This window comes from Methylobacterium carpenticola (assembly GCF_042748905.1).
Classification (GTDB): domain Bacteria; phylum Pseudomonadota; class Alphaproteobacteria; order Rhizobiales; family Beijerinckiaceae; genus Methylobacterium; species Methylobacterium carpenticola.
On record NZ_JBHZEO010000001.1, the window covers coordinates 6,650,955 to 6,674,286 of the forward strand.

At 71.8% G+C, this 23,332-nt stretch carries 23 protein-coding genes; 13 read left to right on the forward strand and 10 right to left on the reverse strand.

Going from position 1 to position 23,332, the window contains the following annotated elements; genetic code table 11:
* Nucleotides 1-187 precede the first annotated feature (187 nt).
* Nucleotides 188-2,401, reverse strand: coding sequence for a TonB-dependent siderophore receptor (locus tag ACE101_RS30770; protein WP_379138155.1), 2,214 nt, complete (start codon nt 2,399-2,401; stop codon nt 188-190).
* Nucleotides 2,402-2,658: 257 nt separating this feature from the next.
* Here ACE101_RS30770 and ACE101_RS30775 point away from each other — a divergent pair, with 257 nt between their 5' ends.
* From ACE101_RS30775 to nudC, 6 genes are all read left to right on the forward strand, one after another.
* Entirely contained in the window at nt 2,659-3,189 is a 531-nt protein-coding gene (locus tag ACE101_RS30775) for an MmcB family DNA repair protein (RefSeq protein ID WP_379138157.1), read from the forward strand.
* Between the two features lie 2 nt (nt 3,190-3,191).
* On the forward strand, nt 3,192-3,665 hold the full coding sequence (locus ACE101_RS30780) for a GNAT family N-acetyltransferase (RefSeq protein WP_379138160.1): 474 nt from the start codon (nt 3,192-3,194) through the stop codon (nt 3,663-3,665).
* Nucleotides 3,666-3,763: 98 nt separating this feature from the next.
* The gene (locus ACE101_RS30785) at nt 3,764-4,513 is read left to right on the forward strand and encodes an SDR family oxidoreductase (protein ID WP_379138163.1); all 750 of its coding nucleotides are present in this window, start codon (nt 3,764-3,766) and stop codon (nt 4,511-4,513) included.
* A gap of 293 nt (nt 4,514-4,806) precedes the next feature.
* A complete protein-coding gene (locus ACE101_RS30790; protein ID WP_379138166.1) occupies nt 4,807-5,481 on the forward strand; it encodes a cyclic nucleotide-binding domain-containing protein in 675 nt (224 codons plus the stop codon).
* Nucleotides 5,482-5,527: 46 nt separating this feature from the next.
* On the forward strand, nt 5,528-5,941 hold the full coding sequence (locus ACE101_RS30795) for an HIT domain-containing protein (protein ID WP_379138169.1): 414 nt from the start codon (nt 5,528-5,530) through the stop codon (nt 5,939-5,941).
* A gap of 9 nt (nt 5,942-5,950) precedes the next feature.
* Entirely contained in the window at nt 5,951-6,868 is a 918-nt protein-coding gene (nudC, locus tag ACE101_RS30800; protein ID WP_379138172.1) for an NAD(+) diphosphatase, read from the forward strand.
* A 44-nt stretch (nt 6,869-6,912) separates the two neighbouring features.
* Here the strand turns inward: nudC and ACE101_RS30805 are convergent, their stop codons facing one another.
* On the reverse strand, nt 6,913-7,752 hold the full coding sequence (locus tag ACE101_RS30805) for a universal stress protein (RefSeq protein WP_379138175.1): 840 nt from the start codon (nt 7,750-7,752) through the stop codon (nt 6,913-6,915).
* A gap of 118 nt (nt 7,753-7,870) precedes the next feature.
* Here ACE101_RS30805 and ACE101_RS30810 point away from each other — a divergent pair, with 118 nt between their 5' ends.
* Nucleotides 7,871-8,785, forward strand: a complete 915-nt coding sequence (locus ACE101_RS30810) for a pseudouridine-5'-phosphate glycosidase (protein ID WP_379138178.1) — start codon at nt 7,871-7,873, stop codon at nt 8,783-8,785.
* Nucleotides 8,786-9,395: 610 nt separating this feature from the next.
* Here ACE101_RS30810 and ACE101_RS30815 read toward each other — a convergent pair.
* A complete protein-coding gene (locus ACE101_RS30815; RefSeq protein WP_379138181.1) occupies nt 9,396-12,314 on the reverse strand; it encodes a PAS domain-containing hybrid sensor histidine kinase/response regulator in 2,919 nt (972 codons plus the stop codon).
* A gap of 359 nt (nt 12,315-12,673) precedes the next feature.
* Here ACE101_RS30815 and ACE101_RS30820 point away from each other — a divergent pair, with 359 nt between their 5' ends.
* From ACE101_RS30820 to ACE101_RS30830, 3 genes are all read left to right on the forward strand, one after another.
* Nucleotides 12,674-14,203: a GGDEF domain-containing protein gene (locus ACE101_RS30820; RefSeq protein WP_379138184.1), complete on the forward strand. Its 1,530-nt coding sequence runs from the start codon at nt 12,674-12,676 to the stop codon at nt 14,201-14,203.
* 111 nt (nt 14,204-14,314) lie between these two features.
* Nucleotides 14,315-14,914 carry a nitroreductase family protein gene (locus ACE101_RS30825; RefSeq protein WP_379138187.1) on the forward strand — a complete coding sequence of 200 codons (600 nt, stop codon included), beginning with the start codon at nt 14,315-14,317 and terminating at the stop codon, nt 14,912-14,914.
* Entirely contained in the window at nt 14,911-16,527 is a 1,617-nt protein-coding gene (locus tag ACE101_RS30830) for an AMP-binding protein (RefSeq protein WP_379138190.1), read from the forward strand. Before ACE101_RS30825 ends, ACE101_RS30830 begins: the two co-directional genes overlap by 4 nt.
* 124 nt (nt 16,528-16,651) lie before the next feature.
* On the opposite strand, the gene ACE101_RS30835 is transcribed toward ACE101_RS30830, so the two are convergent.
* The 3 genes from ACE101_RS30835 to ACE101_RS30845 form a co-directional block, all read right to left on the reverse strand.
* The gene (locus ACE101_RS30835) at nt 16,652-17,035 is read right to left on the reverse strand and encodes a response regulator (RefSeq protein WP_379138193.1); all 384 of its coding nucleotides are present in this window, start codon (nt 17,033-17,035) and stop codon (nt 16,652-16,654) included.
* 84 nt (nt 17,036-17,119) lie between these two features.
* Complete coding sequence (hpt, locus tag ACE101_RS30840) at nt 17,120-17,707, reverse strand: hypoxanthine phosphoribosyltransferase (RefSeq protein ID WP_379138196.1); 588 nt, start codon at nt 17,705-17,707, stop codon at nt 17,120-17,122.
* Nucleotides 17,708-17,713: 6 nt separating this feature from the next.
* The gene (locus ACE101_RS30845) at nt 17,714-18,421 is read right to left on the reverse strand and encodes a zinc-ribbon domain-containing protein (RefSeq protein ID WP_379138198.1); all 708 of its coding nucleotides are present in this window, start codon (nt 18,419-18,421) and stop codon (nt 17,714-17,716) included.
* Nucleotides 18,422-18,605: 184 nt separating this feature from the next.
* On the opposite strand from ACE101_RS30845, the gene ftsE reads away from it, so the two are divergent.
* From ftsE to ACE101_RS30860, 3 genes are all read left to right on the forward strand, one after another.
* Nucleotides 18,606-19,325, forward strand: a complete 720-nt coding sequence (ftsE, locus tag ACE101_RS30850) for a cell division ATP-binding protein FtsE (protein WP_379138201.1) — start codon at nt 18,606-18,608, stop codon at nt 19,323-19,325.
* A 57-nt stretch (nt 19,326-19,382) separates the two neighbouring features.
* Nucleotides 19,383-20,336, forward strand: a complete 954-nt coding sequence (locus ACE101_RS30855) for a cell division protein FtsX (RefSeq protein ID WP_379138203.1) — start codon at nt 19,383-19,385, stop codon at nt 20,334-20,336.
* A gap of 109 nt (nt 20,337-20,445) precedes the next feature.
* Complete coding sequence (locus ACE101_RS30860; RefSeq protein ID WP_379138206.1) at nt 20,446-21,186, forward strand: YdcF family protein; 741 nt, start codon at nt 20,446-20,448, stop codon at nt 21,184-21,186.
* A gap of 19 nt (nt 21,187-21,205) precedes the next feature.
* Here ACE101_RS30860 and ACE101_RS30865 read toward each other — a convergent pair whose 3' ends face one another.
* The 4 genes from ACE101_RS30865 to ACE101_RS30880 all read right to left on the reverse strand — a co-directional run bounded on the left by ACE101_RS30865 (nt 21,206) and on the right by ACE101_RS30880 (nt 23,323).
* Nucleotides 21,206-21,526 carry a hypothetical protein gene (locus ACE101_RS30865; protein WP_379138208.1) on the reverse strand — a complete coding sequence of 107 codons (321 nt, stop codon included), beginning with the start codon at nt 21,524-21,526 and terminating at the stop codon, nt 21,206-21,208.
* Between the two features lie 13 nt (nt 21,527-21,539).
* A complete protein-coding gene (gene ptsN, locus ACE101_RS30870) occupies nt 21,540-22,007 on the reverse strand; it encodes a PTS IIA-like nitrogen regulatory protein PtsN (protein ID WP_379139056.1) in 468 nt (155 codons plus the stop codon).
* Between the two features lie 84 nt (nt 22,008-22,091).
* Complete coding sequence (gene hpf / locus ACE101_RS30875) at nt 22,092-22,670, reverse strand: ribosome hibernation-promoting factor, HPF/YfiA family (protein WP_379138210.1); 579 nt, start codon at nt 22,668-22,670, stop codon at nt 22,092-22,094.
* Nucleotides 22,671-22,813: 143 nt separating this feature from the next.
* Nucleotides 22,814-23,323 carry an OsmC family protein gene (locus ACE101_RS30880; RefSeq protein WP_379138213.1) on the reverse strand — a complete coding sequence of 170 codons (510 nt, stop codon included), beginning with the start codon at nt 23,321-23,323 and terminating at the stop codon, nt 22,814-22,816.
* Nucleotides 23,324-23,332: the final 9 nt, after the last annotated feature.

Sequence of the window (23,332 nt, forward strand, 5' to 3'; positions counted from 1 at the left end):
TCGGCGAAGCCTTGCTGGCTCATGCCGCTCCCTCCCGCGCCGGGGCTCTGCGCCGCCGGCCGTTGCCGGGACATTCGGCGAGAGGCCGCGCGAGATCAACCGATTCGTCGGGGGACGGGCCGGGCTGCCGCGATCCGCACCGGCCCGGGCGGACGGAACCGGCCCGTTCTGCCGCGGACGCTGTCCCTCACCAGCGGTAGCTGACGCTCCCGATGATGCGCCGCTGCTCGCCGTAGAAGCAGGCGGTCGCGGTCGAGCAGGAGGAGACGAAGCGCCGGTCGCCCGCGTTCTGGATGTTCACGGCGGCCCGCCAGCCGTCGCGCTCGTAATGCACCGCCGCGTCGAACAGCACGTAGTCGGGTACGCGCAGGGTGTTGGCGACGTCCGCGAAGGAGCGCCCGACATAGCGCACGCCGCCCCCGAAGCCGAAGCCCTTCCACTCGCCGGACGGGATCGTGTAGTCGAGCCAGAGCGAGCCGAAGGTCTCCGGGATGCCGACCGGCACCTTGCCGAGATCGAGCACCGTGCCCTTCACGGTGTTGAGGTCGTAGACCGTGTAGGCGCCGACGAGGTTCAGTCCGTCGGCGAGGCTCGCCACCACCGAGGCCTCGAAGCCGCGCGAGCGCACCGCGCCGACCTGCAGGTTGTTGAACGGGTTGGCCGGGTCGGGCGTCAGCACGTTCGAGCGCTGCAGGTCGAAGGCCGCCACCGTGAGCAGGGTGTTCCAGCCCGGCGGCTCGAACTTGGCACCGACCTCGATCTGGTCGCCCTTGTCCGGCCGGTAGGGCTGGCCGGCGGTGTTGGTGCCCGGGACCGGGTTGAACGAGGTGCCCCAGGTCACGTAGGGGGCGAAGCCGTTGTCGAAATTGTAGATCAGGCCGAGGCGGCCGGTGAAGGCCTGATCGTCGCCGCGCACGGAGGCCGAGGGTGTCAGCTTGTTCGTCACGTCGGTGGTGACGAAATCCTGGCGCCCCCCGATCAGGAAGGTCAGGCGCTCGGTGAGCCGGATCTGGTCCTGCGCGTAGAGGCCGACCTGCTGCAACACCTGGGTCGAGACGTTGTAGGGATTGTACGGGCCGGCGATCACGCCGTAGCGCGGGCTCAGGATGTTGAGGGGATCGACCGGAGAGGCCGAGGCTTGGTAATCGGCGAGCCGGTAGCGCTTGTAATCGACGCCGAGCAGCAGGTCGTGCGCGAAGTACCCGTCGTTGAAGCGCGCCTCGGCCTGGGTGTCGACCGCGATGGTGCTGGCCGTCGGCGTCGTCAGGAAGCCGTAGCGGGCGAGTTCGGTTTCGGTCGTGTTGCCCTCCACGTAGCCGTTGCCGACGTAGCGCTGGTCGCGCACGTCGGTGAGCGAGTAGCGGAAGTTCTGCCGCACGGTCCAGACGTCGTCGAACTGGTGCTCGAAGATGTAGCCGGCATTCGCCTGGTTGCGGGTGTAGCCGTCGATCAGCGGGTCGCTGACGTTGAGCGAGCGGTTGATGCGCAGGCCGAGCGCCTGCGGGCGCACGGTGCCGAAATAGGGCAGGAACTGGCCCGCCCCGCCGGTGACGTCGCGCTGGAAGCTGGTGAGCACCGTGAAGGTGGTGGCCCCGTCCGGCTTATAGGTGAAGGCGGGGGCGATGTAGTAGCGGTCCTCCGGCGCGAACTGGACCTGCGCGTCGCTGTTCTGGAGCCGGCCGGTGAGGCGGTAGAACCAATGCCCCTCGGGATCCACCGGGCCGCCGAGGTCGAAGGCCGCGTAGGCCTGGTTGAAGGAGCCGCCGCCCAGTTCGAGGTAGTGCAGCGGCTCCAGGGGCGGACGCTTGGTGACGATGTTGATGAGGCCGCCGACCGGGCTGCCGCCGAACAGGGTGGCGGAGGGCCCGCGCAGCAATTCGATGCGCTCGGCGCCGAACGGGTCGATGCGGTAGTTCGCGAAGGAGGTCTGGAACAGCTGCAGCCCGTCGCGGAACAGGCCGGCCTCGGTGGCCGAGAAGCCCCGGATGATGAACCAGTCGAGGCGGGTATCCGGGCCGAACTGGTTGGCGAACACGCCCGGCGCGTAGCGCAGGGCCTCCGAGAGGGTCTGCGCCTTCTGGGCCTGGATCTGCTCGGTGCCGATCACCGAGATCGATTGCGGCGTGCGGATGATCGGCGTGTCGGTCTTGGTGGCGGTGGCGCTGCGGGTGGCCACGTAGCCCTGGACCGGCCCGGTCGCGGTCTCGACCCGCGGGCTCACGGGGCCGGCATGGCCCGCCCCGCCACTGCCCTGCTGCCCCTCCACGCTGATCGTATCGAGGGCGATCGTCCCCGCTCCGCCCTGTTGGGCCTCTGCCGCCCCGGTCAGCACCGCGAGCGACGCCCCGGCCAGAGCCGCCTTCCGGATGATCATCCGCCCGAGCGAACCACGCAGCACCATCACCGGACCCTCGCGACGACGCAGCAGGACGGGCTCGCCAGGAAGGCGAGCGCCGGAAGAGCTGCGCACTTTGGAATTATGATAAACTGCTGATTTTTCAGCATTTTCTTGCTTATCGGTGCTACCCTCGCATGCATCGCGTGACAAGGACCAGTCCGTGAACAAGTTGTGCACGTGGCATTTCCGCCACGGCCGGCCAGCCCTGCGGCATGAGCGACGCATGGGCGACCGTGACAAGGCCGGCGCGACCTGATGGGATGGCGTTCCCGATTCGGTCCCGTCCCACAGCCCCCGCGCCGGTTTCCACAGCCTTGTCAGCCGCCCTCTCGCTCCCTCTCGACCGCCGCCAGTCGCCGATCGCGTTCGGCGTGCAGCGCGGGGTGCGCCGCCTCTTCGCCGAACTCGGCCACGTCACGATCCCGGAATTCACCCTGGCGAACGGGCGGCGGGCCGACCTGATCGCGCTCGGACCGAGCGGGCAGCTCACCATCGTCGAGATCAAGTCGGGCCTGCCGGACTTCCGGGCCGACCGGAAATGGCCGGACTACCGCGACTTCTGCGACCGCTTCTACTTCGCGGTGCCGGAGGACATGCGTACGGACGTGCTGCCCGAGGATACCGGCCTCATCGTCGCCGACGCCTTCGGCGCCGCGATCCTGCGCGAGCCCGCCGAACACCCGCTGGCGGGGGCCCGCCGCAAGGCCGTGACCCTGCGCTTCGCCCATATGGCCGCGGGCCTGCTGCACGCGCTCGCCGATCCGGGCTCGATCCGCGAGGGAAGCCTGTAGGCATGCGGGTGCGCGCGATGGAGCCCGCGGATATTCCCGCGGTGGCGGCGCTGCTGCGCGAGATGCAGGAGCATTACCGGGTGCCCTGCCCGCCGGACGCGACCATCCGCGCCGATCTGGGCGATCCGCCCGCTGGCGTCACCATCCTGATCGCCGCCGATCCGGGGCCGGTCGGCCTCGCGGCGCTCGCGGCCGTGTATCCCGGCCCGGGCCTCAGGCCGGGCCTGTTCCTGAAGGAGCTGTTCGTCGCGCAGGCCGCGCGGGGTCGGGGCACCGGCCGGGCCCTGCTCCGGGCCGCCGCCGCCTTCGCCCGCGCGGGCGGATTCGCGCGCATCGACTGGACGGCGGATGGGCGCGACCCCCGCCTCCTCGCCTTCTACGCGGGCACGGGCGCGCTTCCGCAGCCGGAGAAGGTGTTCTTCCGCCTCTCGGGCGAGGCGCTGGAGCGGATGGCCGCGCCCGGGACGCCGGACTGACCTCCCGCCGGCGCATTGGACAGGCTGCCCCGGCGGGCGCCATGATCCGCCCCGACCGGCGCACCGCGGAGTGCCCCCGGCGAGATGGGAGGATCCAGATGAGGCTTCAGGGCAAGGTCGCGATCGTGACGGGCGCGGGCGGTGGCTTCGGCGAGGGCATCGCGCGGCGCTTCGCGCAGGAGGGCGCCCGGGTGGCGGTGGTCGACCTGCGGGGCGACGCCGCCGAGCGGGTGGCGGCGGAGATCGGCGAATCCGCGATCGCGCTCACCGCCGATGTGGGCTCGCGCGAGGACGTGGAGCGCACGGTCGCCCGCACCACGGACGCGTTCGGCACGCCCCACATCCTCGTCAACAACGCCGGCACGACGCACCGGAACCAGCCGCTGATGGAAGTGGACGAGGACAGCTTCGACCGCGTGTTCCGGGTCAACGTGAAGTCGATCTTCCACTTCGTGCGGGCGGTGGCCCCCGCGATGCGCGACAACGGCGGCGGCGTGATCCTCAACGTGGGCTCGACGGCCGGCCTGCGGCCGCGGCCTGGCCTGACGTGGTACAACGCCTCGAAGGGCGCCGTGAACCTGATGTCGAAGTCGCTGGCGGTCGAGCTGGCGCCCTGGAAGATCCGGGTCAACGCCCTCTGCCCGGTGATGGGCGAGACCGGGCTCCTCGAATCCTTCATGGGCGTGCCGGACACCCCGGAGAACCGGGCGAAGTTCATCGCCACGATCCCCCTCGGCCGGCTCTCGCGGGCGGAGGACATCGCCAACACGGCACTCTTCCTGGCCTCCGACGAGGCCGAGTTCCTCACCGGCATCGAGATGCCGATCGACGGCGGCCGCACGGTGTGAGCGGGGGCTGAGGCACGGGGGCGGGGCCGGTGCCTCTCCCCGCCTTCCAGGCCGGATTCCGTTCACGGCCTTCACGGCAGATCCTCATGCTGAGGAGCTTTGCGCTCCCCGGGCGCGTCCGGCGGATCAGCCCGTGACCGGTGTCCACGTGGAGACGGCGGCCCCGCGCCCCATGACGAAGGCCGATGGACGACCGGCAGCGCCTCTGCCTCACGCCCGCCCTTGTCTTGGTCCTCAGGTGATGCGATCGGCCGCCTGCCGCCGGTCGGTCGCTGCGGGCAAGCGAGGGCACGATGAACTGGGTGGAAGCGATCGGATATCTCGGGACCGCGCTGACGATCACGTCCTCGGCGATGACGACCATGATCCCGCTGCGCATCCTCTCGATCCTCGCGAGCGTCGCGGTCATCACCTACGGCATCCTCACCGGCAGCCTGCCGGTGGTGCTCACCGAGGCGATCCAGATCCCGTTCAACACCTGGCGGCTCTACCAGATGGTGAAGCTCGTCAAGGACGTGGAGAAGGCCGCGGATGGGGACCTCTCCCTGGACTGGCTCAAGCCCTTCGGCACCGCGCGCCGCTTCAGGGCCGGCGAGGTGCTGTTCCGCATCGGCGAGCCGGCGAGCGAGATGTTCTACGTCGAGAGCGGGCGCTTCCGCATCGCGGAGCGCGGCATCGACATCGCACCGGGAGCCATCGTGGGCGAACTCGGCATGCTGTCTCCGGGCAACCTGCGCACCGCCACGGTGGTCTGCGCGGAGGACGGGGTGGCGCTCTGCGTCCCCTATGCCGAGGTCAAGCAGCTCTACTACCAGAACCCGGAATTCGGCTTCTACTTCCTGAAGCTGACGAGCGAGCGCCTGTTCCAGGGCACCGGCCAAGGCTCCATCCAAGCCTCCGTCCAAGGCACGGGCCAAGGCACGGGCCAAGGCGCGCGCACGGTGCTTCCCGAACCCGAGGTCGCCTGATGCGGCGCACCGCCCGATTCCGCCCGCCATCCCCGCGAGGGTGCCGATGACCGATTTCAGCCTCGACCCGCGGCTCGCCACCGACACGATCCCGGTGGGCGACCTGCCGCTCTGCAGCGTGCTGCTGCTCGACGACGCGCGCTTCCCCTGGTTCGTGCTGGTGCCACGGAGGTCAGACCTCTCCGAGATCACCGACCTGCCGCCGGAGGAGGCCGCGACCCTCATGGAGGAGATGCGGATCGCGACCGCGGTCATGCAGCGCCTCGCGCAGCCCGACAAGGTCAATGTCGGCGCGCTCGGCAACGTGGTGGCCCAGCTCCACGTCCACGTCGTCGGCCGCTTCCGCTCCGACCCGGCCTGGCCCGGGCCGGTCTGGGGCCACGGCACCCGCACGCCCTATCCGTCCCATGCCGCCGCCCAGCTCGTCGAGCGGGCCCGCGCCCTGTTCCAGGCCGCCTGAGGAGGTTCCGTGACCACACCGCTCGATCGGCTCGGCTTCGCGCAGAGCCTGCTCGTCCGCCACTCCGCCGAACGGACCGGCCCCACCCCGGCGCTCGCCGACCATCCGGATGCCGGCCTCCTCCTCTTCACGGGGGAAACGGCGGTGCTGCGCCGGACCGGCGAGGGCGCGAGCGCGATCCTGGCCGCCGAGGCCGGCGCGCGGGCGCCCGAGCCGCTGCCGCTCCTGTTCCTCGGGCGCGTCGGAGACCGGCCGGTCTTCGCGGGCGCCCTGCCGGTCGAGGCCGCCACCCTCTACGCCGAGGATCCCGGCTACCGCGTGCTCGATCTGCGCTCCGTCGCCGTGGAGGGTGCGGTGCCGGCGGCGGAACTCGGCCTCCTCGCCACCGCGAAGTCGCTCCTGTCCTGGCACGCCCGCCACGGCTTCTGCGCGAATTGCGGCTCGCCCACGGTGATCGCCTGCGGCGGCTTCCGGCGCGACTGCCCGTCCTGCCGCACCGAGCACTTCCCCCGCACCGACCCGGTGGTGATCATGCTGGTCACCCGGGGCGACCATTGCCTGCTCGGGCGCCAGGCGCGCTTCCTGCCGGGGGTCTATTCCTGCCTCGCAGGCTTCCTCGAACCCGGCGAGACCATCGAGGACGCGGTGCGCCGCGAGACCTTCGAGGAGGCGGGCCTGCCCGTCGGGGCGGTGCATTACCGCGCCTCGCAGCCCTGGCCCTTCCCCTCCTCGCTGATGATCGGCTGCGAGGCGGAGGCGCTCGGGGACGAGCTGATCCTCGACCGGGACGAGCTGGAGGATGCCCGCTGGTTCTCCCGGGCGGACGTGCGGCTGATGCTGGATCGCCGCCACCCGGACGGGCTCCTCACGCCGCCGCCGATGGCGATCGCCAACCTGCTGGTGCGGGGCTTCGCGGACGGGTTCTGACCCGGTGCCCGGACGCTTCCCGTTGGGAGATCCGATGCCCCCGCTCAATGCGCCATCAGCACCGGCATGGTGGCGTGGGCCAGGATGTGGCTGGTCGGGCCGCCGAAGATCATCTGGCGCAGGCGGCTCTGGGTGTAGGCGCCCTTCACGAGGAGGTCGCAGCCGAGGGCCTCGGCCTCCTCCAGGTAGATCTCGCCCGCCGTGCGGCGCCCCGCCGTCAGGGTGCGGCCGCGGGCGACCAGCCCCTCGCGGGTGAGCGCCGCCGCCATCTGCTCGGCGCTCGGCCCCGGCACCATGCCGGCATCGATTCCCAGCACCTCGATGCGGGCGGCCTGACGCAGGAAGGGCTCCGCATAGGCCACCGTGCGGGCGGTTTCGGTCGAGCCGTTCCAGGCGATCAGCACCGTCTCCCCCAGGCTCTGGGGCGGCGCCGGCGGCGCGATGATCAGCGGGCGCCCGCTCTCGAACAGGGCCGCCTCCAGGGTCGTCATCCGGGGCCCCCCGTCCCCGCCCGGGCGGCCGACGATGGTGGCGCAGAACAGCCGGGCGTACTGGGCGAGGAAGCCGTCCCCCGGCGGCGTGTCGGGGAGCCAGCGGTAGCGGGGCACGGCGGGATCCGCTGCAACGCTCTCGCGCCGCACCCCGTGCTCGTCCATGAAGGTGCAGAAGCGGTTGCCGCATTCGCGGGCATCGGCGAGGTCGGCCTCCTCGTCGCGCACCCAGGTCATGCCGCCGACCATGTCGACGGGCACGTACTCGGCGAGGGCGGGGCGCAGCCCGAATCCCTCGATGCAGGATCCGAAGCGCCGCGCGGTCAGGAGCGCGGTCTCCAGCACGGAATCGAGCAGCGCGTGGTGCGCGACCGGGACGAGCAGGGTCTTCATGGCGGCCTCCGCCCGAATAGCATCATGGCCCCGCTTCGCCGTCCAGAGGGTCCCCCTCGCGCGGGGGCGTCGGCTCTGCGAGAAGGCGCGACCGCCGCCTTCCACCAGGAGCGCCGCCATGCCCCATCCCCTCCTCGATCTCGCGCCCGAGGTCCGCACCGCCCTGGACCAGGGCGCGCCCGTCGTCGCGCTCGAATCGACCATCGTCACCCACGGCATGCCGCACCCCGAGAACGTCGAGACGGCCCGGGCGGTGGAGGCGGCGGTGCGGGCGAACGGGGCGGTGCCGGCGACCATCGCGGTGGTGGCCGGGCGCATCCGCGCCGGCCTGCCGGACGAAACGCTGGACTGGCTCGGCACGGCGCGGGAGGTGCTGAAGCTCAGCCGCGCCGACCTCGCCCACGCGGTCGCGGCGGGTCTTCACGGCTCGACCACGGTCGCCGCCACCATGGTCTGCGCGCATCTCGCCGGCATCCGGGTCTTCGCGACCGGCGGGATCGGCGGCGTCCACCGGGGTGTCGAGGAGACCCTCGACATCTCGGCGGATCTCGACGAACTCGCCCGCACGCCCGTCACGGTGGTCTGCGCGGGCGCGAAGGCCATCCTCGACCTGCCCCGCACCCTGGAATATCTCGAGACGCGGGGCGTCCCGGTGGTCGGCTACGGCACCGATCGCTTCCCGGCCTTCTGGAGCCGGGACAGCGGCCTGCCAGCCCCGCTGCGCCTCGACACCCCCGAGGCGATCGCCGCCCTGATCCGCACGCAGGCGGCGCTGAATCTCGACGGCGGCGTCCTCGTGGCCAATCCGGTCCCGGAGGCCGACGCGATCCCCGAGGGCGAGATCGGCGCCCTGATCACGGCGGCGGTGACCCAGGCCCGGGAGGCCGGGATCGCCGGCAAGGCGGTGACGCCGTTCCTCCTGGCGCGCCTGCTCGACCTCACCGGCGGACGCAGCCTCGCCACCAACATCGCCCTGGTGAAGAACAACGCGGTCCTGGCCGCACGGATCGCGGTCGCGCTGCACGCCGCGTGACCACGCGGCATCCGCCTGCGGCGGATCAGCCGCGGCTCATGCCGTGCATTCTCCCGTAACGCGGAGGGAGGTGCCGGCATGCCATGAACATCGTCGGCATCGTTCAGCTCCTCGCCGCGCCCCCGACATCGGGTCGGTGCTGACCGACGCCGCGCTGGAGCAGCCGGGACCGACGAGCCTCCGCGCCAACCCGGCCTTCCCGCGGATGGCCGGCCACGCCGCCGAGGATGGGATCGGGCGACCACCCCGCCTGTTCAAGGGCCGGGAACCAGCCGGGAGACGACGCTGCGGATCCACCGCACCCTCCGGCTCCGGACGCGCTTCTCCGGCTGCCGTCAGAACGACCGGAAATCGGGCGAGGCCGACCTCCGCGCGATCGACCTGGTCCGGTGGGGACCCGCCAGGGCTCCCCGAGGCGTCCATCGCCTTCGCGCGCGCGGTGGTGCGCCGCCGCGGCCGGCCATCCCGGGAGAGCGGGGCGCTACCGGCCGCCGGCCGAATCCGGGGAGGCGCTGGGGCTCCCCGCCGGATCGGTCCCGCCCGTCGCCTGATCCCGGTCCCGGCGGGCGCGACACTTGTCCTCGCGCCGAACCGGTGACCGGAACGATGCTCAGCGCCGGACGATCATCTCGCGGATGCGCAGGCCGAGGGTCTCGACCACGAAGGGCTTGGTCAGCACCGCCATGCCCGGCTCCAGGTGGCCGCTGCCCACAGCCGCGTTCTCGGCGTAGCCGGTGATGAACAGCACCTTCAGGTCAGGCCGCGTCGCGCGCCCCGCATCGGCCATCTGACGGCCGTTCATGCCGCCCGGCAGGCCCACATCGGTGATCAGGAGGTCGATGCGCACGTCCGATTGCAGCACCTTCAGGCCCTCCGCGCTGTCCGCCGCCTCGATGGCGATGTAGCCGAGATCCTCCAGCACCTCGGTGACCAGCATCCGCACGGTGGGCTCGTCGTCCACGATCAGCACCGTCTCGCCCTGCTCGGCCCGCGGCGCGTCCGGCAGGAGGGCGAGCGGATCCACCGCCTCGGCCGTGCCGTGGTGGCGCGGCAGGTAGACGCAGACGCAGGCTCCCTCGCCGACCTCCGAGTAGATCCGCACCTGCCCGCCCGACTGCTTGGCGAAGCCGTAGATCATGGACAGGCCGAGGCCGGTGCCCTGGCCCATCGGCTTGGTGGTGAAGAACGGGTCGAAGGCGCGGCTGATCACCTCCGGGGACATGCCGGTGCCCGTATCCGTCACGCAGAGCGAGAGGTACTGGCCCGGCGGCAGGTCAAGCTCGCGGGCCGCCATGGCGTCGAGCCAGCGGTTCGCCGTCTCGATGGTGAGGCGCCCGCCCTCCGGCATCGCGTCGCGGGCGTTGAGGCAGAGGTTCAGCAGGGCGTTCTCGAGCTGCGGCGGGTCGACCAGCGCCGGCCACAGCCCGGAGGCACCGACCACCTCCATGTGCACGCTCGGCCCGACGGTCCGCCGGATCAGCTCCTCCATGCCCTGCACGAGGTGGTTGACGTCGGTGGGCTTGGGATCGAGCGTCTGGCGCCGCGAGAAGGCCAGGAGGCGGTGGGTGAGCGCGGCGGCGCGCTTGGCCGCCCCTTGCGCGGCGCCGATGTAGCGGTCGACGTCCTTCAGCCGGCCCTGGCTGATGCGCGTCTGCATCAGCTCCAGCGCGCCCGAGATGCCGGCGAGCAGGTTGTTGAAATCGTGGGCGAGGCCGCCGGTGAGCTGACCCACCGCCTCCATCTTCTGCGATTGGCGCAGAGCTTCCTCGGCCCGCATCAGCTCCGCCGTCCGCGCGGCGACCTGCTGCTCCAGGGTCTCGGTCAGCGCCCGCAGCATGGCGGTCGCGCGGTCGCGCTCCGCCTCGACGGCGCGCCGCTCGTCCACGTTGATGAGAACGCCGGGAAAGCTCAGCGGCGTTCCGTCCGGCGCATGGTCGACGCGCCCGTTGGCCTCGATCCAGTAGTAGTTTCCGTCCGTGCGCCGCACCCGGTACTGGTGGGCATAGGCCCCGCCGCGCTCGATCGCCGCGTTGATCGCCTCGATCAGGCCGGGCTTGTCGTCCGGGTGCACCGTCTCGATCACCTGCCGCAGGCTCAGCCCCTCGCGGCCCATGGCGGGGTTGAAGCCGAAGGTGCGGGCGAAGGCCTCGTCCACGCTGAAGCGGTCCGCGGGCAGGTCCCAGAACCATGTGCCGATGATCGCGCCGGCCGTGAGGGCGAGCTGGACGCGCTCGGCGTTCTGCCGGGCCAGCGCCTCGCTCGCCCGCAGCCGCCGCTCGACCGCGATCCGCTCGGTGACGTCGAGTTCGGCGACGACCCCGCCGATGATCGTCCCGCCCGCATCACGGATCGGCGCGGCGTTGTTGAGATACAGCCGGCGCCCGCCGCCGTCGAAACGCTCGATCTCGACGAGTTCGTCGCGCACGACCTGGCCGTCGCGCAGGGCGCGGGTCATGGCCCAATCCTCCGCGCGCAGGCGCTCGCCCGTGTCGGGCCGGTAGCCGACCCAATCCCCGTATTCGTGCCATCCGGTGGTCTCCGGGGGAACGCCCCAGATCTCGCGGTTGGCGGCGTTGTCCCGGAGGATGCGCCCCTTCGCGTCGGCGATGATCACGCCGACCGGCAGGGCGTCCAGCGTCGCGGCGAGCAGCGCCTCGCTGCGGCGCAGCTCCTCCTCGGCCTCCCGGCGCGCGGTGACGTCGCGGTAGAACACCGCCAAGCCGTCATTGACCGGGTAGGCCCGCATGTCGATCCAGGTCTCGCGGCCGTCCGGCCACCGGTAGCGGTGCTCCAGCGAGACCGGCACGCGCTCGTCCAGGGCCCGCCGGTAGGCCCGCAGGAGATCCGGATGGGCATCCGGGTAGGCCTCCCGGACGAGCCGGCCGATCACGTCGTGGGCCGGCCTGTGCTCCATCCGCAGCGACTCGGCGTTGAGGTCGACGATCCGCAAGTCGCGGTCGAGGAGCGCGAAGGCCTCGCCCATGTGGTCGAGCACGCCCTGCGCCCGGTCGCGCTCGGTGCGCAGGGCGGCCTCCGCCTCCCGCTGGCGGCGCTCGGCCCGGACCTGCTCGGTGGTCTCGTTCGTGAAGATGAACAGGCCCGAGACGCGCCCCTCCCCGTCGAGCACGCGCGAGTAGGAGAAGGTCCACCACGTCTCCGCCTCGCCCCGGTCGGTGCCGAGCTTCCACGGCAGGTCGACGAAGCGCCGGCTGCGACCGGCGAGCGCGTCGTCGATGATCGGCTTGGCCTGCTCCCAGCCATCCGCCCAGACGACGTCGAAACGCTCGCCCATCGCCCAGCCGAGGCGCGGCCCGAGCAGGGGGAAGTAGGTGTCGTTGAAGAAGAAGTGCAGGTCCGGGCCCCAGGCCAGGATCATGCTCTCGGGCGAGTTCAGCACGAGGCTGAGGGCGCTGCGCATCGCCTCCGGCCATTGTGCCGGCGCCCCCAGCGGATGACGCGACCAGTCGCGATCGCGGATCATCCGGGCGGCCTCGCCGCCTCCGGCCAGGAACGGGAGGGTGTCGGTCATGCGTCCTGCGGCGGGTCTGCGACGGTGGTTCGGGGCGGCGTCGCGCAGTTAAGTGCCCCAACGGAGCCGGAAATCCAGATCCCGCACCCTTGGGTCAGCCGCCCGCGCGAAACCCCGTGCTTCCCGCCCTCGTCGGTCGATCACCGGGCAGGATCCTCCCCTGTGCGATGCGGGACAAGGACGAGTCCGGACGGATTCAGGTGCAGGGATCCCGGCGTGAGGGGTTCCACTGCGCGAATTCAGCCGGGATCTGGGGCAGCTTTCCGCCGGGATTGTGGCGCGCCGCCGGGCCGGGAATCGCAACAGCATCTTAGGGTCCAGGCCCTAGTGTTCGGGAACGAGACGATTCCCGAAGCACGATGCCGACGCTCCGCTCGCACCAGGACCAGCCCGACCGTCGCAGGCGGCTGCCCCGCATCCTCCTCGCGCTCAGTGCCGCGATGGTCCTGGCGCTGTGCGCGCTGGCCTGCGGCCTCATCCTGACGATGCGCAACAACGCCTGGAACCAGGCGGCGGAGGCCTCGACGAGCCTCGTGCGCAGCATCGAGACCGCGATCAACCGGGATGTCGAACTCTACGACCTGTCGCTCCAGGCCGTGGTCGAAGGCCTGCAGAGCGCCGAGCTGGAGGGGATCGCGCCGGAGATCCGGCAGCGCGCCCTGTTCGACCGCTCGGCAAGCGGGCGGGGGTTCGGCACGATCTTCGTGCTCGACGAGCAGGGCCAAGCCTACATCGAGTCCCGCTCGGTCGTTCCGCAGCGGCTGAACGCCGCCGACCGGCCCTATTTCCAGGTCCACCGGAACCGCAACGATGTCGGGCTCTTCATCGGGGCTCCCATGATCTCGGCGATCATGCACAAGGCCGTCATCCCGTTGAGCCGGCGGGTGACCTACGCGGACGGAAGCTTCGCCGGCGTCGTCGTCGGCGTGATCAGGGTCGACCACATCACCGCCGTCCTCGAGCATGTCGCCACGGAATCCGGGACCGCGGTCGGCCTGTTCCTTGAGGACGGAACGCTCCTGGCCCGCACGGCGCCGGCCGCGCCCATCGGCGACACCGCGCAAGGCCGCGCGATCAGCGGCAAGACGGCCGGACAGCGCGTCATCCGCTCGGCCCTCGACGGCATCGAGCGGCTCTGCACCGACCAGCGCGTCGGTCAATGGCCGCTGCGGATCAGCGTGGCGCGGCCGGTGGCGGCGATCGAGGCCACCTGGCGGCCGAAGGCGATCGCGATCGGCCTGATCGTGCTGGTGATGTGCGCCGGCGTCGGCGTGCTGACGGTCTGGCTGTACCGCGAGCTCAACCGCCGCATGGAGGCCGAGCGGGCGGCCCTGGCGGCGAGCCGGGAACTCGCCTGCCTCGCCGCCACGGACAGCCTGACCGGCCTTCCCAACCGGCGGCGCTTCGACGAGGCGCTCGCCGAGGCGCGGCGCGATGCGGCCGCCGTTCCGGCGGCGCTGATCCTCCTCGATACCGACCAGTTCAAGCGCTACAACGACATCTACGGCCATCAGGCGGGCGATCAGGTGCTGCGATGCATCGGCCGCATCCTGCAGGGCCACGCCCGGCAATCCGGTGATCTCGCCTGCCGGATCGGCGGCGAGGAATTCGCCGTGATCCTGAGCGGGCCGACCGTGGCCGAGGCGGCGGCCTTGGCCGAGCGCATCCGGCGCACCGTCGCCGCCAAGGGCATCCCCCATGCCGGCCACGACCACGGCGTCGTCACGGTCAGCCTCGGCGTGATGCCGCTCGACCGGAGCCTCGATCTGACCGCCGAGCAGTGGTTCGCCGCGGCCGACGCCGCCCTCTACGAGGCGAAGCGGCAGGGGCGCGACCAGGTTCGGGTCGGCGGCTCCCGCGCCGGCGACCAGGCCTGGACGGCGGCCTGAGGGCGGGCCGCGCTTCCCGGCATGCGTCCGGAGAGGGGGCGCCGCCTGATTGGCGAGCGTGACAATGATGCGGTGGGCTGGCAGGAAGGCCCGTCCGTTCCGGAGGGTCCCGTGACGTCAGCCAATTCCCGCACCGCCGATCACCCGATCGATCCGCAGTTCCTGGAGCGCTGGTCGCCGCGCGCCTTCACGGGCGAGGCGGTGAGCGAGGCCGATCTCCTGACGATGATCGAGGCCGCGCGCTGGGCGCCCTCCTCCTACAACTCGCAGCCCTGGCGCTTCATCTACGCCCGGCGCGACACGCCCCAATGGGGCCCGCTCTTCGACCTGCTCGTGCCCTTCAACCAGGGCTGGGTGAAGCATGCGGGCGCGCTCCTGTTCCTCGTCTCGAACCAGATGATGAACACCAAGGACGGGCTGCAGCCCTCCTGGAGCGCCTCCTTCGACGCCGGCACCGCCTCGGCCCTGTTCCAGCTCCAAGCCGTCAAGCTGGGCCTCCACGCCCACGGCATGACCGGCTTCGACAAGGACCGGGCCCCCGCCGTGCTCAACCTGCCGCCGCATCACCGGGTCGAGGCCGCCTTCGCGGTGGGCCGCAAGGCCGATCCGGCGACCCTGCCGGAGGAGCAGCGCGCCCGCGAGACGCCGAACGGCCGGCATCCGATCGGCGACTTCGCCTTCGAGGGCGTCTTCCCGGCGCGCGAGGCGTGAGCGCACCGGCGACTTACGAGGCGTTCCGCTCCGGGTTCCGCTGGCGGATCCCGGAGCGCTACAACATCGCGGTCGATGTCTGCGACCGCTGGGCGGCGGCCGATCCGCAGCGCCCGGCGCTCCTGGACGTCGCGCCGGACGGTCGGGTCGAGACTTGGACCTTCGCGGCCCTGCGCGAGGCGTCGAACCGCTTCGCGAACGCGCTGCGCGCCCAGGGCATCGCCCGGGGCGACCGGGTGGCGGTGCTGCTGCCGCAATCCCCCGCCGTCCTGATCGCGCATCTCGCCCTCTACAAGCTCGGCGCCGTGGCGCTGCCGCTCGCCGTGGTGTTCGGGCCCGACGCGCTGCTCCACCGCCTCGGCGATGCGGGCGCGCGGGCGGTCGTGACCCATGCGGGCGGGCTCGCGAAGCTCGCGCCCCTGCGCGACGCCCTCCCGGATCTCACCCTCCTCGTCTCGACGGACGGGGCGCAAGCCGGGGCGCTGGGCTTCGCCGACCTCCTCGCCGGCGGCGCGCCGGATTTCGCGCCCGTCGCGACGGGGCCGGACGATCCGGCGCTGATGATCTACACCTCCGGCACGACGGGGCCGCCGAAGGGGGCCCTGCACGGTCACCGGGTGCTGCTCGGCCATCTGCCGGGTTTCGCCATGATGCACGACTTCATGCCGCGGCCCGGCGACCGGATGTGGACGCCCGCCGACTGGGCCTGGGCCGGCGGCCTCCTGAACGCGCTCCTGCCGAGCCTGCACCACGGGGTCGCGGTGGTGGCGCGCAAATTCGAGAAGTTCGAGCCCGAGGAGGCGTTCCGCCTGATCGCGGATCTCTCCGTCGCCAACGCCTTCGTGCCCCCGACCGCCCTGCGCATGCTGCGCACCGTGGAGCGCCCGCGCGAGCGCTTCGCCCTGTCGGGTCTGCGCACCCTCGCCTCGGCCGGGGAGATGCTGGGGCCGGAGACCTTCGGGTGGGCGCGCGAGGTGCTGGGGCTCACGGTCAACGAGGCCTACGGCCAGACCGAGTGCAACCTCGTCCTCGCGGCCTCGGCGGCCCTGGGCCTGGCCCGGGCGGGCTCCACCGGCAAGCCGGTCCCGGGCCACCGGGTGGCGGTGATCCGCCCGGACGGCACGCCGGCCGCGGTGGACGAGATCGGCCAGATCGCGGTGGCGCGCCCCGATCCGGTGATGTTCCTCGGCTACTGGCGCGATCCGGCGGCGACCGAGGCCAAGTTCCTCGGTGACTGGATGACGACCGGAGACCAGGGCCGGGTCGATGCGGACGGCTACGTCCACTTCGTCGGGCGCGACGACGACGTCATCACCTCGTCGGGCTACCGGATCGGGCCGGGCGAGATCGAGGATTGCCTCCTGCGCCACCCGGCCGTGGCTTTGGCCGCCGCGGTGGGCAAGCCCGACCCCGTGCGCACCGAGATCGTGAAGGCCTTCGTGGTGCTGCGGCCCGGCCACGCCGCCTCCGACGCCCTCGCGGCGGAGATCCAGGCCTTCGTGCGCCAGCATCTCTCCGCGCACGAATACCCGCGCGAGATCGCCTTCCGGCAGAGCCTGCCGCTCACCACGACGGGGAAGATCATCCGGCGGAGCCTGCGCGAGGAGGTCTGATACGGTTTCCGGACGATCACTTTCGGAAACCGTATCACGAGCCCGCGCGGCGCCTGAGCGAGGCCGGTTTCCGCATCGCGAAGCGATCATCCGGAAACCGTATGACGCGCGGGCGAGCGGCCGCTCAGCCCGCGCAGCGGGCCTCCGCGGCCAGCACCCGGCGCACGCTCGCGCGCATGTCCGCGAGGGAGAACGGCTTCGTCAGCACGTCGGAGACGATCGCGTCGAGCCCGCGGGCACGCTCGCGCTGATCGGCGAAACCCGTCATCAGCATGATCGTGAGGGCCGGGTAATCGCGCTTGGCGGCGAGCGCCAGGGCGATGCCGTCCATCAGCGGCATGCGGATGTCGGTCAGCATCAGGTCGAAGGCGCCGTCGACCTCGGTGAGCCGGTCGAGCCCGTCGCTGCCGTCGACCGCCGTGACGACCACATGCCCGTCCATCTCAAGACCCCGCTTGAGGAAACCCCGGATCGACTCCTCGTCGTCGACAAGCAGGATGGTCGCCATGTCCCTCGTCTCTTGGTCCTTCGTCTCTCGGACGCGCCGTATCAAAGGAATGATGAGTCAAGCCCGTCTCGCGGCCAAGGTTCCTCAGGCCGCGGGCGGCGTGTCGGGGTCGGATGAGTCAAGCTTCTCCTCGTCGTACTCGACGAGACCGACGAAGGGCAACTGGCGGAATGCATGCGCCACGTCCATTCCGTAGCCGACCACGAAGACGTCCGGGCAGACGAAACCCACGTAATCGGCGTCGATCGACACCGCCCGCTTGCCGGGCTTCTCCAGGAGGACGGTGGTCAGCACGCGCCGGGCGCCGCGGGCCATCAACAGGTCCTTGGCGTAGACGAGGGTGCGGCCGGATTCGAGGATGTCGTCGATCAGCAGCACGTCGCGCCCACGCACCTCGCTCTCCACGTCGCGCAGGATCGCCACCTGACCCGAGGACACGGTCGCGGCGCGGTAGCTCGACAGGTGGATGAACTCGACCTGGGGCGCGAGCCCGGCCCGGTGCAGGGCCCGGATCAGGTCGGCCGCGAACATGAAGCTGCCCTTGAGGACCGCCACCACCAGCAGATCCCGCAGGGGCTCTGCGGCGATGGCGCGCGCCATCTCCTCGTTGCGCTGCGCGATGGCCGCCTCCTCGAACAGGACGCGGACGCGGGGCATGGCGGGAGCGTTCATCGGACCTCATTCATCGGATTTGGAAGCATCCGCTACGCTGACCGGAGATTTCGCGGTGTCAACCGCGGCGAATCGGACCAGGACCTGGCGTCCGCGGGCGGGGGGCGCCGCGAGCTCGGCCCGGAAGCGCGCGCTGTCCTCCGGCTCGAGCTGCGCGCGCGGCGCCTCCGTGGTCCAGCGATAGACGACCTGTCCGGCCTCGTCGCGCAATTCGAGGGCGAGCGGCGGCACCGGACGAGGCTCTCCGGCCGCGCTCACCACGTCCCCCTCGACCACGAGCCGGCCCTCGCGGGTCCCCTCGGCCGGAACCTGGAAGGCCACCACGTCGCGGAAGGCGAGGCCGCGCAGGTTCACCGGCAGGCCGACCGCCGCGTAGAGCCGCGCCGTCTGGGGCAGCGCCCGCACGATGCCGGCCCGGGCGAGGAGGGCGGCCGCGACGAGGCACAGGCAGAGGCCGGCCGCGACAAGCGTGAGATTCGGCTGCGCGCGCCGCGGGCGCGCCGCCGCCCGCTTGGCGGTGACGGGCACCGGGGCGTCGATCGCGGTGAACACCGCCTCGCCGGGGGGTGACAGAACCTCCGGCGCGGCCGCGGCGGGAGCGGCCACGAACCACGACTCGCGGCAGGCGGCGCAGCGCACTTTGCGTCCGCCCGGCCCGATGCGCTCCGGATCGAGCCGGTATTCGGCGGCGCAGGACGGGCAGACGATCAGCATGGCGAATCACGGCGAGCGCCCGGAGGGCCGGATCCCGCCGATCCTCCCGCGGCAGGGTTAAGCCATGGTAAAGCCGCCGAGGCCGGATCGGTCCGGGCGGCGGGTGCAACGCCCGCGCGAAAATCCGGCGCAATCCCCGCGCAAGATCCGGGGCTCAGGGAGACCACGAAAGCATGGGAAGCGCATGGCAGCCGGACCATACAGGGTGACGGGCGACAGCCTGCTGTCCGGGATGGAGGAACCCGTCGTCCGGTTCGAGAACGTCGGCATGCGCTACGGCCTCGGGCCGGAGGTGCTGAGCGACATCAGCTTCACGATCGCCCCGCACTCGTTCCAGTTCCTCACCGGGCCATCGGGGGCGGGCAAGACCACGCTGCTGCGCCTGATCCTGCTCTCGGCGAAGCCGAGCCGCGGGCTCGTCTCGGTGTTCGGCGAGGAGGTGAGCGGCATCTCCAGCCAAGCGCTCACCGGGCTGCGGCGGCGGATGGGCGTGGTGTTCCAGGATTTCCGCCTGCTCGATCACCTGACCACCTACGAGAACGTCGCGCTGCCTCTGCGGGTGCAGGGCCGGGCGGAGACGAGCTACCGGGCGGAAGTGGTGGAGCTGCTGCGCTGGGTGGGGCTCGGCGAGCGCATGCACGTGCTCCCTCCCCTCCTCTCGGGCGGCGAGAAGCAGCGCGCCGCCATCGCCCGGGCGCTGATCGCCCGCCCCGAGCTGCTGCTCGCCGACGAGCCCACGGGCAACGTCGATCCCCAGCTCGGCCGGCGCCTCCTGCGCCTGTTCATCGAACTCAACCGCCTCGGGACCTCCGTGCTGATCGCGACCCACGATTTCGCCCTGATGGATCTCGTGGATGCGCGCCGGCTGGTCCTGGGCGACCGCCACCTGCAGATCGAGGAGTGAGGCGGATGCGGCGATCCGACCCCGGCCCGGCCCGATCCACTCCCCCGGAGGTGCCGCATGGCTGACGGTGCCGCCCTCGCCCGGGCCCCGAAGGCGGAGGAACTGCCCCCGGCCCTGCGCCGCAACGCTCCCCTCGTCCCCACGGACAGCAGCGCGAGCCGGGCGCTCGCGGCGGTCATCGCGATCCTCACCTTCCTCGCCGCCCTCTGCGCGGGGGCGGCCGAGATCGTCGCGTCGAGCGCCGCGCAGTGGCAGGGTGCCGTCGCCAACGAGGTGACGATCCAGATCCGGCCGGGCCCCGGCCGCGACACCGAGGCGGACGTCGCCAAGGCGACGGAACTCGCCCGCGACACCCCCGGCATCGCCGGCACGCGGGCGCTGTCGAAGACCGAATCCGAGCGCCTGCTCGAACCCTGGCTCGGCAGCGGCCTCGATCTCGGCGACCTGCCGGTGCCGCGCCTCATCACCGTCCGGCTCACCGGGAGCGGCCCCTCCGCGGACCTGCCGGGCCTGCGCCAGCGCCTCGTCCAGGCGATGCCCGGCGTGGCGAGCCTCGACGACCACGCCCTGTGGATCTCGCGCCTCTCCACCATGGCCAACACCTTCGTCGGGGTGGGCGTCGGCATCGTCGCGCTGGTGCTGCTCGCCACTGGGCTCGCCGTGACCTTCGCCACCCGCGGCGCCATGGCGGGCAACCGGGAGGTGGTTGAGGTGCTCCACTTCGTCGGCGCCGACGACGACTTCATCGCCCGCGAGTTCCAGCGCCGCTTCTTCCGCCTCGGCCTGCGCGGCGGCGCGATCGGGGCGGCGGCAGCCCTGGGCGTGCTGGCGCTCGGCGGCACGCTCGCCCGGTTCTGGCGCGCGAGTCCGGCGGGCGACGAGATCGAGGCCCTGTTCGGCGGCTTCGAGATCGGCTGGCGGGGCTATGCGAGCGTGGTGCTGATCGGCGTCATCGCCTCGATCGTGACCGGGATCGTCTCCCGGGTGACCGTGCGTCGCTTCCTCGATTAACCTCACCGGTTCAGACTTGAACGAATCGTCCGATGATCCGTTGCCTCTGGCCCGCCGCAATCGGCACTATGCTCACCCCGTTGGGATGGCGTCGCGGATGAAGCGCGGAATGAACTCGCGGAGCGCCGATGCGGTCGAGCCGGACCGGACCGGGGCGGATTCCGCCCCCCCGGGCCGCGGATCCTGGCGGCGGCTCGCCGTCATCCTGATCGCCCTCGGCGGGGCCGGAGGGATCGTCCTCGGGATCGGCTTCCTGACCTTCGTCTCCTGCCTCGCCCGCACCGAGCGGCCGCCGCTTGCCTATGCGGACGGCATCGTGGCGCTCACCGGCGGGGCACAGCGCATCGGCGACGCGATCGACCTCCTGGCGGCGGGCTACGGCCGCCGCCTCCTCATCAGCGGGGTCAACGAGCGCACCAGCCGGGAGGAGATCGCCCGGCTCAATCCCGGGCAGCAGCACCTCTTCGCCTGCTGCGTCGACCTCGACTACCGGGCGCGCAACACCATCGGCAACGCCATCGAGACCCGGCGCTGGATGCGCGAGAACGGCTTCCGCAGCGTCGCGGTGGTGACCTCGAACTATCACATGCCCCGGACGCTCCTGGAGATCGGCCACGCCCTGGCGGACGGCAACCGGGTGGTGCCGCACCCTGTCGTTCATGACGGGTTCGATCCGGATGCGTGGTGGCATCATCCGGCCTCGGCGCGGCTCCTCGCCTCCGAATACGTGAAGTTCCTGGTCGCGTGGCTACGCACCCGCTTCGAGACCGATCCCGAGGATTCCCGCGCCGCCGTGCTGATGAGCCGCGGCCGGCCCCTGAAGGTCGTGGCCGAGCCGCTGGTGCGGTGACCGCGCCGCCGGATGCGGCTCAGCGCCCGCGGCAGCGGGTGCGCAGCAGCTCGCCGAATTCGCGCTCCGAACTCTGCACCTGGGCGAGACGGTCCGCGCGCTCCTGGCCGGTCAGGCAGCGCCCGTAGACCGTGGCCGCCCGGCGCATCGTGTCGACGTGCTGACGCCAGCCGCGACAGCGGTCGGCCTCGCTGTCGCCGAGGGCGTCCAGGCGGTCGATGGCGACGCGCTGGGAGGATTGCGCGACCAGGAGATCGCGCGCGCAGGTCCCGTCCACGGCGGAGGCCGCCGTGGACCCCGCGAGCAGGACGAGAGCCGCGAGGCTCAGGACATGTCGCATCGGGGCAGGACCGTCAGGCCGCGCGCGGCGCCGGCGCCTGGGTGAGGAGCGCGTAGAGCGCATCTCCGTCCCGCGCCGCCCGGATCCGATCGATGATCCCCGGCTCGCGCAGCACGCGCGCCACCCGGGCCAGGGCCTTCAGGTGATCGGCGCCCGCCCCTTCGGGAGCGAGCAGCAGGAAGGCGATGTCCACCGGCTGGCCGTCGAGGGCCTCGAAATCCACCGGCCGCTCCAGCCGCGCGACCAAGCCGAAGAGGTGGTCGAGCCCCGGCAGCTTGCCGTGCGGGATCGCCACCCCCTCCCCGATGCCGGTGGAGCCGAGGCGCTCGCGTTGCAGCAGCGTCTCGAAGATTTCGCGCTCGTCGAGGCCCGGCAGATGCTTGGCGGCCTGCGCCGCCAGCTCCTGCAGGACCTGTTTCTTGCCGGGCGCGCGCAGCGCCGGGAGGACAGCCTCCGGCTTGAGAAATTCCAGCAATGGCATCGACACCGCTGCCTCATGGACGGGACGTGACGGTCCCGCTCGTTCCCCAGGACCAGAGGCAAGCCGTGGGCCGGTTCTGCCCGCTCACGGAGTGCCGCGTTCAGGCGGATCGATCCAGCCGATCGCGCCATCGGACCGACGATATACGACGTTGACCCGATCGGTGCCAGCATGAACGAAAACCAGCACGGGGGCACCCGTCAGATCGAGCTCAACCACAGCTTCGCTCACCGAGCGGCGGTGCAGGCCGCGCGTGCTCTCGGCGATCACCGGCGGGTGCTCGCCCGTGTCGTCCTCCGGAGCCTCGAAGACCGAGTAGGCCGCCTCCAGCACGGGCACGGCCGGCTCCTCGCGCTTGGCGCCGTTCGCGTGGGTCTTCAGGCGGTGCTTGTAGCGGCGCAGGCGCCGCTCGATGCGGTCCGCCGTCTGGTCGAAGCTCGCATGCGGGTCGTGGGCGCTGGCCGAGGCTTCGAGGGTGATGCCGGACGTGAGGTGCAGCACGCAGTCGGTGCGGTAGGCGCCCCCTTCGCGGCCGATGGCGACATGGCCCGAATAGGCACCGTCGAAGTACTTGGCGAGAGTCGCGGCCATCCGCTCCTCCACGCGGGACCGCAGGGCTTCCCCCAGATCCATGCCGCGCCCCGACACCCGAAAACCTGGCATCGATTCCCTCCGGTTGGTTCGCCTGCCGGCCCTTATGGCGCTGGCTGCGCCCGGGCCGGTCCTGGAAGAGCTAAGAATCGCCGAAGGTGAAGTCAACGCGGGGCCGCCGCTGCGTCAGCTGGGCCGCAGCCCCGCCGGCCGCGTCAGGCCCGGGTCAGGGTGGTGTCGAGGGCCGGCCGGTGGTTGAGGGTCTGGTAGACCACGCAGTAGCGCTCGGTGAGCTTGAGGAGCTGGTCGATCTTCTCCTGGGGGGCGTCGCTCTCGACCTCGAAGGCGAGCCGGATCGCCCGGAAGCCCACCGGTGCGCCCTTGTCGACGCCGAGCGTGCCGCGGAAGTCGAGGTCGCCCTCGGCCGTCACCACGCCCCTGCGCAGGTCGATCTCCAGGGCCGTCGCGACCGCCTTCAGGGTCACGCCCGCGCAGGCGACGAGGGCTTCGAGCAGCATGTCGCCCGAGCAGAGTTCGGCGCCCGAGCCGCCGCTCGCCGGGTGCAGCCCCGCCACCGCGAGCGCCCGGCCGGTCTCGACCTTGCAGGCGATCGCCTGGTCGTCGAGGGAGCCCTGCGCCCGCAGGGTCACGACCGCCGCCTCGGGATCGGTGCGGTAGCGGTCCTTGATCGGAGCCTGCAGGGCGCGAAGCGCGGTGGCGTCCATGGCGTTTCC

Bases quoted from the DNA above. Each gene is read 5' to 3' on its own strand.
- ACE101_RS30770 (WP_379138155.1), bottom strand. From the start codon at position 2,401: ATGGTGCTGCGTGGTTCGCTCGGGCGGATGATCATCCGGAAGGCGGCT.
- ACE101_RS30775 (WP_379138157.1), top strand. From the start codon at position 2,659: ATGGCGTTCCCGATTCGGTCCCGTCCCACAGCCCCCGCGCCGGTTTCC.
- ACE101_RS30780 (WP_379138160.1), top strand. From the start codon at position 3,192: ATGCGGGTGCGCGCGATGGAGCCCGCGGATATTCCCGCGGTGGCGGCG.
- ACE101_RS30785 (WP_379138163.1), top strand. From the start codon at position 3,764: ATGAGGCTTCAGGGCAAGGTCGCGATCGTGACGGGCGCGGGCGGTGGC.
- ACE101_RS30790 (WP_379138166.1), top strand. From the start codon at position 4,807: ATGAACTGGGTGGAAGCGATCGGATATCTCGGGACCGCGCTGACGATC.
- ACE101_RS30795 (WP_379138169.1), top strand. From the start codon at position 5,528: ATGACCGATTTCAGCCTCGACCCGCGGCTCGCCACCGACACGATCCCG.
- ACE101_RS30805 (WP_379138175.1), bottom strand. From the start codon at position 7,752: ATGAAGACCCTGCTCGTCCCGGTCGCGCACCACGCGCTGCTCGATTCC.
- ACE101_RS30810 (WP_379138178.1), top strand. From the start codon at position 7,871: ATGCCCCATCCCCTCCTCGATCTCGCGCCCGAGGTCCGCACCGCCCTG.
- ACE101_RS30815 (WP_379138181.1), bottom strand. From the start codon at position 12,314: ATGACCGACACCCTCCCGTTCCTGGCCGGAGGCGGCGAGGCCGCCCGG.
- ACE101_RS30820 (WP_379138184.1), top strand. From the start codon at position 12,674: ATGCCGACGCTCCGCTCGCACCAGGACCAGCCCGACCGTCGCAGGCGG.
- ACE101_RS30835 (WP_379138193.1), bottom strand. From the start codon at position 17,035: ATGGCGACCATCCTGCTTGTCGACGACGAGGAGTCGATCCGGGGTTTC.
- hpt (WP_379138196.1), bottom strand. From the start codon at position 17,707: ATGAACGCTCCCGCCATGCCCCGCGTCCGCGTCCTGTTCGAGGAGGCG.
- ACE101_RS30845 (WP_379138198.1), bottom strand. From the start codon at position 18,421: ATGCTGATCGTCTGCCCGTCCTGCGCCGCCGAATACCGGCTCGATCCG.
- ftsE (WP_379138201.1), top strand. From the start codon at position 18,606: ATGGCAGCCGGACCATACAGGGTGACGGGCGACAGCCTGCTGTCCGGG.
- ACE101_RS30855 (WP_379138203.1), top strand. From the start codon at position 19,383: ATGGCTGACGGTGCCGCCCTCGCCCGGGCCCCGAAGGCGGAGGAACTG.
- ACE101_RS30860 (WP_379138206.1), top strand. From the start codon at position 20,446: ATGAACTCGCGGAGCGCCGATGCGGTCGAGCCGGACCGGACCGGGGCG.
- ACE101_RS30865 (WP_379138208.1), bottom strand. From the start codon at position 21,526: ATGCGACATGTCCTGAGCCTCGCGGCTCTCGTCCTGCTCGCGGGGTCC.
- ptsN (WP_379139056.1), bottom strand. From the start codon at position 22,007: ATGCCATTGCTGGAATTTCTCAAGCCGGAGGCTGTCCTCCCGGCGCTG.
- hpf (WP_379138210.1), bottom strand. From the start codon at position 22,670: ATGCCAGGTTTTCGGGTGTCGGGGCGCGGCATGGATCTGGGGGAAGCC.
- ACE101_RS30880 (WP_379138213.1), bottom strand. From the start codon at position 23,323: ATGGACGCCACCGCGCTTCGCGCCCTGCAGGCTCCGATCAAGGACCGC.